The sequence below is a fragment of the Gramella jeungdoensis genome (genome assembly GCF_023805255.1).
Taxonomy (GTDB): Bacteria; Bacteroidota; Bacteroidia; order Flavobacteriales; family Flavobacteriaceae; genus Christiangramia; species Christiangramia jeungdoensis.
Genome location: NZ_JAMSCK010000006.1, coordinates 76,144 through 88,373, shown reverse-complemented (window position 1 = coordinate 88,373; position 12,230 = coordinate 76,144). Strand labels below are relative to the sequence as shown.

10 protein-coding genes are annotated in these 12,230 nt (G+C 38.5%); 9 read left to right on the top strand and 1 reads right to left on the bottom strand.

The annotated features are described in order from the left end of the window. Window positions 1-20 precede the first annotated feature (20 nt). The 4 genes from NE848_RS15300 (at window position 21) to NE848_RS15285 (ending at window position 4,979) form a co-directional block, all read left to right on the top strand. A complete protein-coding gene (locus tag NE848_RS15300) occupies window positions 21-377 on the top strand; it encodes a four helix bundle protein (protein WP_252115260.1) in 357 nt (118 codons plus the stop codon). A 46-nt stretch (window positions 378-423) separates the two neighbouring features. After that, window positions 424-2,241: an acyl-CoA dehydrogenase family protein gene (locus tag NE848_RS15295; RefSeq protein WP_252115258.1), complete on the top strand. Its 1,818-nt coding sequence runs from the start codon at window positions 424-426 to the stop codon at window positions 2,239-2,241. 131 nt (window positions 2,242-2,372) lie between these two features. Further along, on the top strand, window positions 2,373-3,833 hold the full coding sequence (locus NE848_RS15290) for a tetratricopeptide repeat protein (protein ID WP_252115256.1): 1,461 nt from the start codon (window positions 2,373-2,375) through the stop codon (window positions 3,831-3,833). Between the two features lie 108 nt (window positions 3,834-3,941). Next, window positions 3,942-4,979, top strand: coding sequence for a mechanosensitive ion channel family protein (locus NE848_RS15285; RefSeq protein ID WP_341482791.1), 1,038 nt, complete (start codon window positions 3,942-3,944; stop codon window positions 4,977-4,979). On the opposite strand, the gene NE848_RS15280 is transcribed toward NE848_RS15285, so the two are convergent. Then, window positions 4,980-6,776, bottom strand: a complete 1,797-nt coding sequence (locus NE848_RS15280) for a glycoside hydrolase family 15 protein (protein ID WP_252115252.1) — start codon at window positions 6,774-6,776, stop codon at window positions 4,980-4,982. Between the two features lie 95 nt (window positions 6,777-6,871). Here NE848_RS15280 and NE848_RS15275 point away from each other — a divergent pair, with 95 nt between their 5' ends. From NE848_RS15275 to NE848_RS15255, 5 genes are all read left to right on the top strand, one after another. After that, window positions 6,872-9,085 (top strand): bifunctional alpha,alpha-trehalose-phosphate synthase (UDP-forming)/trehalose-phosphatase, encoded by a 2,214-nt coding sequence (locus tag NE848_RS15275; protein ID WP_252115250.1) that lies wholly within the window; start codon window positions 6,872-6,874, stop codon window positions 9,083-9,085. Window positions 9,086-9,223: 138 nt separating this feature from the next. Then, complete coding sequence (locus NE848_RS15270; protein WP_252115248.1) at window positions 9,224-9,511, top strand: YtxH domain-containing protein; 288 nt, start codon at window positions 9,224-9,226, stop codon at window positions 9,509-9,511. A 108-nt stretch (window positions 9,512-9,619) separates the two neighbouring features. Beyond that, window positions 9,620-10,975 carry a M28 family metallopeptidase gene (locus tag NE848_RS15265; RefSeq protein WP_252115246.1) on the top strand — a complete coding sequence of 452 codons (1,356 nt, stop codon included), beginning with the start codon at window positions 9,620-9,622 and terminating at the stop codon, window positions 10,973-10,975. Window positions 10,976-10,990: 15 nt separating this feature from the next. Further along, window positions 10,991-11,833 carry a dienelactone hydrolase family protein gene (locus NE848_RS15260; protein ID WP_252115244.1) on the top strand — a complete coding sequence of 281 codons (843 nt, stop codon included), beginning with the start codon at window positions 10,991-10,993 and terminating at the stop codon, window positions 11,831-11,833. A 159-nt stretch (window positions 11,834-11,992) separates the two neighbouring features. Then, window positions 11,993-12,196 carry a hypothetical protein gene (locus tag NE848_RS15255; RefSeq protein WP_252115242.1) on the top strand — a complete coding sequence of 68 codons (204 nt, stop codon included), beginning with the start codon at window positions 11,993-11,995 and terminating at the stop codon, window positions 12,194-12,196. Window positions 12,197-12,230 lie beyond the last annotated feature (34 nt).

Here is a 12,230-nt window from a genome sequence, read left to right as displayed (position 1 = left end):
AGACACGAGAAAATAGACTTATGAGTGCTAAAAGGCATAATTATAAGAATTTGAAGATTTGGAAACTTGCCTTAGAAATAGCAAATGACTTATCTGATATTATTGTAAACTTTCCAAAGCACGAAGTATATGGTCTAAGTTCTCAAATGAGCAGATGCTCCATTTCAATGGTCAGTAATATGGCTGAAGGATCATCAAGAACAGACAAATCTTTCAAACACTTTCTAGATATATCATTGGGTTCATCATTTGAATTAGGAACTCAGCTATTAATTGCAAAACACAGAAACTATATAAATCAAAACGAACTGGAAAAAATAGAAATGAAAATTGAAGAGTTTCAAAAGATGACAATGAGTTTTCAAAACAATCTCTAAGTCTTTATTCTCTTCTCTTAACTCTATTTTCATAATTACTAAAAACATGAGTGACGAAAAAACAATTAAAAAAGATATGCTTCGTGGAGGTCAGTTCCTTGTGAAGGAGACCAAAAGTGAAGAGGTTTTCACTCCTGAAGATCTTAACGAGGAGCAGAAGATGATGAAAGATTCGGTTAAGGAATTTGTAGATCGTGAGATCTGGCCGAAGAAAGAAGAATTTGAAAAGAAGAATTACGCTCTTACCGAAGAGATCATGAACAAAGCTGCAGAGCTTGGTTTCCTGGGGGTTGCAGTACCAGAGGAATACGACGGACTGGGAATGGGATTTGTCTCTACAATGCTGGTATGTGATTATATTTCAGGAGCAACTGGTTCTATCGCCACGGCTTTTGGAGCTCATACGGGAATTGGAACTCTTCCTATTCTTCTTTACGGTACCGAGGAACAGAAGAAAAAATACGTTCCTAAACTGGCCACCGGCGAATGGTTTGGAGCCTATTGTCTTACCGAACCAGGTGCAGGTAGTGATGCCAATTCAGGAAAAACTAAGGCTGTACTTTCGGATGACGGAAAAAGCTACAAGATAAGCGGACAGAAAATGTGGATCTCCAATGCCGGCTTCGCATCGGTTTTTATCGTGTTCGCTCGTATTGAAGATGATAAAAATATCACCGGCTTCATAGTAGAGTATGACAAAGAGAATCCTAATGGAATTTCATTTGGTGAAGAAGAAAAGAAACTTGGTATCCACTCCTCCTCTACCCGTCAGGTGTTCTTTGATGAAACGGAAGTTCCGGTAGAGAACATGCTTTCAGAAAGAGGCAATGGTTTCAAAATTGCAATGAACGCTCTTAATGTTGGTCGTATAAAACTTGCTGCAGCTACCCTGGATGCCCAGAGAAGAATTACCGATGTGGCTGTGAAATACGCCAATGAGCGTATCCAGTTTAAAACTCCAATCGCAAAATTTGGGGCAATTAAATCTAAACTTGCCGAGATGGCAACTTCTGCCTACGTAGGGGAAGCCGCTAATTATCGTGCGGCTAAGAATATTGAAGATCGTATAAACATTCGACAGGAAGAAGGAAACTCTCATGCAGAGGCAGAACTCAAGAGTTTTGAGGAATACGCCATTGAGTGTTCCATTCTAAAAGTTGCCTGTTCAGAAGACGTTCAGAATTGTACCGATGAAGGTATTCAGATCTTCGGAGGAATGGGCTTCTCTGCCGATACTCCTATGGAATCTGCCTGGAGAGATGCCAGGATCGCAAGGATCTATGAGGGAACCAATGAGATTAATCGTATGCTGGCAGTAGGAATGCTGGTTAAAAAAGCGATGAAAGGTCATGTAGACCTTCTTGGTCCTGCTATGAAAGTAGCTGATGAACTTACCGGAATTCCGTCTATGGAAAAGCCTGATTATTCAGAGCTTTTCAGCGAAGAAAAAGATATGATCGCCAAGATGAAAAAAGTCTTCCTGATGGTAGCTGGAAGCGCGGTTCAGAAATTTGGGCCAGACCTTGAAGAACATCAGCAATTATTATTAGCCGCAGCCGATATTCTAATTGAGATCTATATGGCAGAATCTGGGATCCTCAGAACTGAAAAGAATGCCAAAAGATTTGGTGCTGACAGTCAGAAAGAACAGATCGCCATGGCTAAATTATACCTCTATCATGCAGTTGACCTGATCAATACAAAAGCTAAAGAAGGTATTATTTCTTTTGCTGAAGGAGATGAACAGCGCATGATGCTTATGGGACTTAAGCGTTTTACAAAGTATCAGAATCAGCCAAATATTGTTAAACTTCGAAACATAATTGCTGAAAAGCTGACTTCAGAGAATAAATATTGCTTTTAATTAAGTATTCTGTAAACTGAAAAGAGCCTCGCATTTAGCGAGGCTTTTTTTATGTTGATTACTATTGAAAAATTATAACGTTTTAGCGTAAAATATTAGTTATTATTGTAACAATAATCTAATAAAATTTAATGCTTGATACGCATATTTTAGAACGGGCAAAAAATTCCTGGGAAAAACCAATTGGAATTGTTCTAACTTTGATATTCATACTAGGTGCATATTTCTGGATTTTAAATGTAACTAATTTAGAAATAGCTAATGATAATTCAGAAATCTTCAGGATCTGGATACCATCCTTTTTACTAATCATCTTATCCATTTATTGGTTAATATCAACGTACAGGCTACCTGGAGTCAAGAAAAAGGACATAACCATAGGAATATTCTTAAAATTTGATGAAGAAAAGGATAAATATGAAAACCGTTTTAAGGATCTTGTAAGAAATATTCTTAGAAATATTAATGAAGAACATCCAGAAATCGAAACAAGACTTTATCCTATAAATTATTTCAAATCTGAAAAAAAACTAGTCAAATATGTTCAGTCCATGAACTATAGTTTGGATACTGCTATTTATGCTGAAGTATCAGGTGGAAATTATTTAAAGGAGGATGGAAATTCTGATTTTAAGTTAGTAATAGATAAAATTAATTTTACTGGCAACTTTAATATTAATGAAAACCTCAGAATATTTAAAGATAATATATCTATTTCGAGAGAAGTTGAGTTACGAAATGCAGGTAAAGAATGGGCAATTGTTGAAAAGAATAATGGAATTGATAAAGTAAAATTTAAAAGAAACTTTAAAGACTTAATTCTTCACTATGCCGGTATTTATCTTATATATTTAAATAATTTAGATGCAGCTCTATCTATATTAAAAAAGTTAAAACATTCTGAAAATATAAAATTTAGGGAATTAGGCCCGAATACAATTTCGAAAAGAGAATTGGCTATACAAGGAAGAATTAATTATAATCTTATAAATCTTCTCATGCTACGGGCCTCAAGAGCATATATTTTAGAAGGAAACAAGGAAAAATCTAGAGAAATATTAAAAGAATGTGAATTACTTTTTGGAGATCATCCAGAATCATTTTCTCAATTTATTTCACTGGCAAGGAATTCATATGAATTAGGGCACATTGATGAAGCAATATCATATAATGAGAAAGCTGCAGCCCTGAAACCAACAGCTCAAGAAATTTTTATTAATCGTGCCTTTTTCGGGATAATCCAGAAGGATTATAAAAAAATCCATAAAAATTTCTTCGAATTAGGACATTTATATAGATTTAAAAACACACAGTCCTATGTAGATATTGTTGCTTTTATAGATAGAGAAAAAAAAAAAATTAAAGCCACAAATTGCATATACGATTTTGCTATTGGTTTTTATTATTTTTTCTATATCGACGAAAAAGAAGGACGTAAAATTCTTAAAAAGTTCATTGACGAAACCAAAAATAAACCTGACCTTGATGATATTAGAAACCTCGCAATTCGATTTATCACCAAAGGAAGTTTTAAGTCAGTTTATTCAAATAAGAAAAAGAAAAATAGAAAAAGGAAGAAGAGAAGAAAATAATATACCTTCATACTCTCGATAAAACTTATTTAAATATGCATCGGTTTTATCTTCCATAGCATTCATTTTTAGTAGTTTTAAGTATCAAACCAATCAGAAATGCTTGAAATGGAAAGAAATACAACCACTTATCTAATTGGTGGCATCCTTATTCTAATCTTCACCTTCTCCCTGGCTTTTTTCATTCTTAAACGTGTTGGTAAAGATCCCCGGAATATACTTCCCGTTAATTTTGCGCAGAAGATCCGAATCCCATTACTCATTTTTCTTGCATCTCTGATAGCACAGATCGCTGTGATAGGTGATGTATTTATGTTCGAAACCACAAAAAAAATCGTTGGCCATATCAGCATTATCGGAATAATCTTTAGTGTAGCATGGTTCCTTATCCTCCTTTTTAAGGTCTTCAAAAAAAGGATGCTTAAAAAATATGATGTGGACAGCACAGATAATCTGAAAGCCAGGAAAGTCTATACTCAATACATGATCCTGGAAAATATCATAATTTTCATTATTGTCATCCTTGCACTTGGGATAGCCCTTATGAGTTTTGATAGCATAAGATCTGTTGGAATTAGTCTGCTCACCTCGGCAGGGATAGCCGGAATCATCATAGGTCTGGCGGCACAAAAAGCCATAGGAACCTTACTTGCCGGGATTCAGATAGCAATTACTCAGCCAATTAGGCTTGATGATGTTGTGATCGTAGAAGGAGAATGGGGATGGATCGAGGAGATCAATCTTACTTATGTGGTTGTGCGGGTATGGGATAAAAGGAGGCTTGTGGTGCCTACAACTTATTTTATAGAAAATACATTTCAAAACTGGACAAGAACATCTGCTGATATACTTGGAACCGTTTATATCTATGCCGATTACGGCCTTCCAGTCGACGCGATAAGAAAAGAACAAACACGCCTGTTAGAATCTACCGATCTCTGGGATGGGAATGTGAATGTTTTACAAGTCACTAACACCACGGAAAAGTCGGTGGAGTTAAGAGTACTGGTAAGTGCCCGGAACTCACCCACAGCCTGGGATCTAAGGGTATTCCTTAGAGAAAAGCTCATGGATTTCATCCAGAGAGAGTACCCTGAATTCTTACCCAAAACGAGGGTGACAGTAGATAAGAAAGCTGAAGAATAGTTATTCCCTGAATATCATTCCGTCTGTCGCGATTCCCTTACTAAAATTAGCCGCCGTTTCTATGAGCGCCAAATGCGAATAAGCCTGAGGGAAATTACCCAGTAAACGCTTGGTCTTAAAATCTATATCTTCACTAAACAGCCCCAGATGATTGCTGTAAGACAACAACTGATCAAACATCTGTTTTGCCTTTTTCTTCTCTCCTATTTTATAAAGACTATCTATAAGCCAGAATGTGCAGATAGTAAAAGAAGAGGATGGTTTCCCAAAGTCATCACTGTTCCTGTATCTGTACATCAAACCGTCCTCGCATAATTCCTTTTCAGTAGCCTTCACTGTACTAATAAACCGGGGATCGTCTGCTTCAATAAATCCATAAGACTGCATCAATAATGTAGAGGCGTCAAGATCCTGAGAACCATAATACTGAGTATATGCCTGTTTTTCCTCGTTCCAGCCGTTATTATAAATATCCTGGTAAATCTCCTCTCTAAGCGCCTTCCATTTAGTATCGTTGATCCCCATACGCAGCACTTCTCCTATTTTGATAGCCCTGTCTACTGCCACCCAGCACAAAAGCTTAGAGAATATGAAATGCCTGTCTTCTGTTCTAAGCTCCCAGATACCTTTATCGGGTTTTTTCCAGTTTTCCTGTACTATCATTACTATTCCACGCACAACGGTCCAGAGAGCTTCAGAGTTTTCAAGCGAAGTCTCAAACATGAGGAACTGCTGGTAGATCACTTCCATCAAAATTCCGTAGATATCGTTCTGCTTTTGTATATAGGCAGCATTACCGGTACGAACGGGATGAGAATTCTTGTAACCCTTAAGATGATTCAAAATATGTTCGGTAAGTTCCTTTTCACCGTTGATACCATACATAATCTGTATCTTCTCATCTTTATGAGGGATGATATCTATAATGAACTGAAGGAAATCCTTGGCCGATTTTATATGTCCTAATCCAGCCATAACCTTAATTACCATAGAGGCATCCCTTATCCAGCAGAAACGATAGTCCCAGTTTCGTTCTTCACCTATGGTTTCAGGTAGCGAAGTAGTCGCGGCTGCTAGAACAGCACCCGATTTCTTATAACTAAGTGCCTTTAAAACCAGGGCACTTCGCATGATTTCATTCCCATAATGGGTATAGCGAGTGGTCTTATCACTCCAGTTCATCCAATAAACCTTGGTACGCTGAAATTTGAGATAAGACCTGTCTAAAGTCTGCTCCACCAGCTTTTCATGATAACCTACCAGGCAATATTCGTTACCTTTGAGTGTTATCTCCTTTCTCTCTATAATATCGTTCAGGCTAAAACTGGAATAAAAAAACAGGGAATCATATTTACCTTCCTTGGTAAAACTCTTTATATAATCTCCTTTATTCTCGTTGTAGGTTTTTTCCTTAGCAAAATCGAGTTTAGGATCGTATTTTATCTTAAACTTTGGTTCACCTCCAGTTAACCTGAAGAATCTTATAATGTCAGGCGGAGCATAATAAGAGCCATCCTCTCTGGCATATCTGGGCATAAAGTCTATAAGCTGAAAAGAATCCATCCCATTATCAAAAACGGTACTTAAAATATTGGTTTCCCAAAGATATTCCTGAGTGATCTCATAGTCCTCCCCTACTTCTATCTCAAAGCTACCTCCAATATCATCATCCAGGATCTTTGCAAAGATCGCTGACGAATCAAAATTAGGCATACAACACCAATCCAAGGATCCGGTTTTCGAAATTAAAGCAGCACTTTTACAATTGCTTATGATACCGTAATCGAGATTATCCATATATCTTAAAAATCTTATAAATCAATGGTTGTCTGAAATGATTTTCGGAAATTTAAGAAAAATCGAATTCGTCTCAACAGCATTTAGAATTAATTATGAGCAAAACTATCATTATATCCAACCGATTACCACTTCAAATATCAATTGAAAATGACCAACTCGACGTAACCCCAAGTGTAGGAGGACTCGCAACAGGCTTAAAATCATTCCATAAGGATGGCGATAGCGTCTGGATAGGCTGGCCCGGGCTTACAGAAGAAGAAATTCCAGAAAATCTCAAGGAGGAAGTGCAAAAGAAAGCCAAAGAAGAAAATTGTGTGGCAGTTCATCTTACCTCTGACGAAATTGATGGTTTTTATTATGGATTCAGTAACCGCACCATCTGGCCCTTGTTCCACTACTTTATGGAGTATACAGAGTCTGACGACCAGTTTTGGCGTGTATACCAGCAGGTTAACCAGAAATATGCCGATGAAATCCTTAAGCATTATGAAGAAGGTGATGTGATCTGGGTACATGATTATCAGTTATTACTGGTTCCAAATATGATCAGGGAAAAGGCACCCGAAGCCGTTATAGGATTTTTCAACCACATTCCATTCCCATCGTATGAAGTTTTCAGGACACTCCCATGGAGGGACGAGGTTCTTAAAGGTGTGCTGGGTGCAGACCTTATAGGATTTCATACTTATGATTACGAGCGTCACTTCCTGAGTTCTGTAAGTCGTATCCTGAGACACCAGGTAGATTTCAATGAAGTAACCCTCCCAGACAGGATAGTGAAAGTAGATTCATTCCCTATGGGGATCGACTATAAGAAATTTGAACAGGCAGCTCTTGACCATTTCGAGAGTACCTCCGAAAACCAGTCAGAATTACAAAGAAGACTGGACCATCATTTAGAGGCAACTCCCGAGGCCAAAATGATACTTAGTATAGACAGGCTGGATTATACCAAAGGGATTGCCCACCGTATAAGAGCATATGAATATTTCCTTGATAAGTATCCGGAATATATTGAGAAGGTTAGACTGGTGATGCTGGCCGTGCCTTCACGTTCAAATGTGCCTCAATACAGAAGGCTGAAACGTGAGGTAGATGAACTGGTGGGTAGGATCAATGGTAAATTCTCAACAGTAAGCTGGACACCTATCTGGTATTTCTATCGTTCGATGCCATTTGAAAATCTTATCGACCTTTATACCACCTGTGAAATTGCACTATTAACTCCAATACGTGACGGGATGAACCTGGTTGCCAAGGAATATGTCGCTACCAGAACCAATAAAACCGGAGTGCTTATTTTAAGTGAAATGGCGGGAGCCGCTCATGAAATGAATGAAGCTATCATTATCAATCCAAACAATTTTGAGCAGGTAGCTGATGCCCTTAAAACTGCCTTCAATATGCCTAAGGAAGAGCAGGTAGACAGAAATAAAATGCTTCAGAAGAGATTAAGAAGATATAGTGTTGAAAAATGGGCCCAGGACTTCATGAAAGCGCTCAGGGCCACAAGAGAGAACAGGGATAGTTTCAAGGCTACCAGGATCACTCCGAAAATTTCAGACGAAATCATGGAGCAGTTCAGAAAAGCTGAAAAGAAGATTCTGTTTATCGATTATGACGGAACCCTGGTAAATTTTGTGGACAAGCCGGAAGACGCAAAACCCGATGCAGAATTAAAGGAATTGATCAGGTCGCTGAACGCTTCCGAAGATACCGATGTTATCCTTATAAGCGGTAGAGATAAAAACACCCTCGGAAGCTGGTGGAAAGATGTTCCTGTAGAATTGATCTCAGAGCATGGCGTCTGGATGAGACAGATTGACGGGGAATGGGAGCTTTCAGAAAATGTAAAAAGCGAATGGATGGATGCCGTAAGGCCAGTAATCGAAAATTTTGTTGACCGTACGCCAGGTACTTTTATTGAAGAAAAGAACTATTCCCTGGCTTGGCATTATCGCAAAGCCGATCCTCAACTGGGAGAAATACGAGCCAATGAATTAAGCAATGTTCTTAAGGAGCTTATCTCCAACCGTGGTTTAAGCGTCCTGGAAGGAAACAAGGTATTAGAGATAAAAAGCAGCGATGTAAATAAAGGAAAGGCCTGCTCTAAAAAGCTGGTAGGTGAGAACTATGATTTCATCTTTGCGATTGGTGATGACTGGACAGATGAATATATGTTCCAGGAACTGCCGGAAAGTGCTCATACAGTTAAGGTTGGCATCAAAAAGACCAGCGCCAGATTCTATGTGGAAGGCACTCCCAAGGTAAGGACCTTGTTGGAAAAGTTCCGTGATAATTTATAGCCAAATTACATTGTTAAAATTATTGGCAATTCGGCTAAAAGTTTAAAAATACATTAACTCGCTCAGTGTGGGATCAGGTATTTTTCTACTTAATTTTATCCTATGAATTTAAATCGAACCAATTTAAAACCAAATTCTATGAAATCAGGAAAATTGTTAGTAGGGCTTCTTTCAGGAGCGGTTGCAGGAGCAGTGGCAGGAATATTGTTTGCGCCTAAAAAAGGTAAGGATACAAGAAAGGCTATCTCTGATAAAGGTGATGATTATATCAAAGGAGCTAATAAAAGTATCCATGATTTTACCGATTCTATCAATCATAAGGTAGAAGCTCTTAAGGCCAAAACCAAAGCGAATCTGGCCAGCTCGAAGTCCAAAGAAAAAATAAATGAGGCTAAGGCAGAAATGCACGAAATGAAAGCCAGTTAGTTTATAGAAAAATTGATTGTTAAGTAAGACCCCGGGAAATCCCGGGGTCTTATTTTTTTATATATCTCCGAAACTTGTGTATTTTAGAAAGCTCATAAATAAAAAACCATGAATATATTTTACCCCCGATTCTATTTTATTCTAATAGCAATTCTAAGTCTGAATCTTTCCGTTAACGCGCAGGATACAGATCAGCGGCTTTACGAGATTATAAATAAAGTTTCTGCCGACAGTATCGAACATGATATCAGGAAACTGGCTGGTTTTGGAACCAGAAATACCTTTAGTGATACGGTTTCTGACACCAGAGGAATTGGCGCCGCCCGAAGATGGATAAAGTCTGAATTCGAGAATATTTCTACTAAATGTGATAATTGCCTGGATGTTTTCTATCAGAAGGATTATGTAACCCCTGAAGATGGTGAAAGAATTCCAAAAGAGGCATGGGTTGTCAATGTGGTTGCTATTCAAAAAGGAACCAAATACCCTAACCGTTATGTGATCATGAGTGGCGATATAGACTCCAGGGCCAGTAATACTATGGATTTTACTACAGATGCTCCCGGAGCAAATGATAATGCCAGTGGAATGGCCGGCACTATGGAAGCCGCAAGGGTGCTTTCCCAATATGAATTTGAAAACAGTATAATCTACGTTGGGCTTTCAGGTGAAGAACAGGGATTATTCGGCGGTAAAGGCCTTGCTGAATATGCCAAGAAACAGGGCTGGGATATCATTGGCATTCTTAACAACGACATGATTGGTAATATTGAAGGTGTAGATGGTGTAATAGACAATCGAAGTTTCAGGATATTTTCAGAACCCACCCCTCCTACCGAAACTGAACAGGAAAGAAGAATGAGACGATTCTATGGAGGCGAGGTTGATGGGATCTCAAGGCAACTGGCACGTTATATTCATAAAAATGTAAAAACATATATGCCTGAAATGAATCCGATGATGATCTATCGCCTGGATAGGTTTGGGCGTGGCGGACATCACAGACCTTTTAACGATCTGGGTTATGCTGGTGTGAGGATCATGGAAGCCCATGAAAATTATAACCGTCAGCATCAAAACATTAGGACCGAAAATGGCATTAAATACGGAGATGTGGTTGAAGGTGTAAATTTCAATTATGCCAAGAAATTAACGGCTGTAAACGCCATTAACCTGGCAAGTCTTGCCTGGGCTCCACCTGCTCCTGAGAAAGTTGAGATCGGTGGGATTGTAGAACCAAGTACCAGGTTAAGATGGGAACCGGTTGATGGAGATATTGCAGGTTATAAGATCTACTGGCGTGACACAACGGCTCCACAATGGCAGTATTCCAGGTTTGTGGGTGATGTGACCGAGTTCACTTTAGAAGGTATTGTTATAGATAACTATTTATTCGGAGTGGCGGCAGTAGGCAATAATGGCCATGAAAGCCTGGTCGTTTTTCCTTCCGGCACTTTCAGATAATCAATTCCTGAAATTATGAAAAATTCAAATTTATTCTTTTTGTTATTTCTAGGCTTAAGCTTAATGTATTCCTGTAAGAATACTAAAGAAAAAGAACCTGAAAAAAAAGATACGGCTTCCAGCAAATCGGCCCAAAACGGTGAACTTTCTAAGTCTCCCCGGCATCATGAATGGGTAACTCTCTCACATGGAGAAAGGGAATTTGAAGCCTTCGTGGTGTACCCGGAAAGTGATGAAAAATCAAAATCTGTGATCGTTATCCACGAGAACAGAGGACTTAATGACTGGGCAAGATTATTTGCAGATAAACTGGCGGCTCAGGGCTACCTGGTGATAGCTCCTGACCTTATATCCAATACGGTGGAAGGAAAAAAGCGTACTACCGATTTTGAAAACTCCGATGCTGCCAGGACCGCTATTTATGATCTGGATAAAGATCAGGTAACGGCCGATCTTAATGCAGCATATGATTATATAATAAAAGATCCGGCTTCCTCTGGTGAGGTAGCTGTAGTTGGATTTTGCTGGGGCGGTTCACAAACCTTCAGATATGCCACGAATAACCCCGATATAACTTCGGCACATGTCTTTTACGGAACGGCGCCTAAGGAATCCTCAGAACTTCAAAAGATCTCGGCCCCGGTATATGGATATTACGGAGGTAATGATAACCGTGTGAATTCAACAATTGAAGAAACAGAAAAATTGATGAAAAGTGCAGGTAAAAAATATGAGTACGAGATCTATGAAAATGCTGGTCATGCCTTTATGCGAAGTGGTCATGAAGAAAACGCCCAACCCGGGAATAAAAAGGCTCATGACGAGGCCTGGAAAAGATTACTGAAACTACTGAATTAATGAAAGTTTCATGATTATAAAAAAGCCCCGCCAGAAGCGGGGCTTTTTTATGCATTAAATTTAACAAAATACTAATTAACAATACTTTACACTAAACTTAAATAAAATTAGCACTGCCTCTAAGTAATTTAGATACGACCAAACCAAAAAACTCGAATTATGGCAGACATAAGAGTTGAAAAAAAGAAACCTGTATGGCCATGGTTATTTCTTATAATAATCCTGGCAGTAGTGATCTTCCTATACTTCTATGGAAGCACCGATACAGAGGATACTGATGATATAGAAACTGAAGAGATAGATGAAGTGACCCAAATTAAGCCATATTCAGCAGCTCTTCAGCTAAAAGAAATTACAGTTTAACCACGTAAAGACAATGTTATGACTAAAAAAGAGA

Excerpts from the sequence above, each read along its gene's own strand:
- NE848_RS15295 (WP_252115258.1), top strand. The coding sequence starts at position 424 with ATGAGTGACGAAAAAACAATTAAAAAAGATATGCTTCGTGGAGGTCAG.
- NE848_RS15285 (WP_341482791.1), top strand. The coding sequence starts at position 3,942 with ATGGAAAGAAATACAACCACTTATCTAATTGGTGGCATCCTTATTCTA.
- NE848_RS15260 (WP_252115244.1), top strand. The coding sequence starts at position 10,991 with ATGAAAAATTCAAATTTATTCTTTTTGTTATTTCTAGGCTTAAGCTTA.
- NE848_RS15265 (WP_252115246.1), top strand. The coding sequence starts at position 9,620 with ATGAATATATTTTACCCCCGATTCTATTTTATTCTAATAGCAATTCTA.
- NE848_RS15255 (WP_252115242.1), top strand. The coding sequence starts at position 11,993 with ATGGCAGACATAAGAGTTGAAAAAAAGAAACCTGTATGGCCATGGTTA.
- NE848_RS15270 (WP_252115248.1), top strand. The coding sequence starts at position 9,224 with ATGAAATCAGGAAAATTGTTAGTAGGGCTTCTTTCAGGAGCGGTTGCA.
- NE848_RS15280 (WP_252115252.1), bottom strand. The coding sequence starts at position 6,776 with ATGGATAATCTCGATTACGGTATCATAAGCAATTGTAAAAGTGCTGCT.
- NE848_RS15300 (WP_252115260.1), top strand. The coding sequence starts at position 21 with ATGAGTGCTAAAAGGCATAATTATAAGAATTTGAAGATTTGGAAACTT.
- NE848_RS15290 (WP_252115256.1), top strand. The coding sequence starts at position 2,373 with ATGCTTGATACGCATATTTTAGAACGGGCAAAAAATTCCTGGGAAAAA.
- NE848_RS15275 (WP_252115250.1), top strand. The coding sequence starts at position 6,872 with ATGAGCAAAACTATCATTATATCCAACCGATTACCACTTCAAATATCA.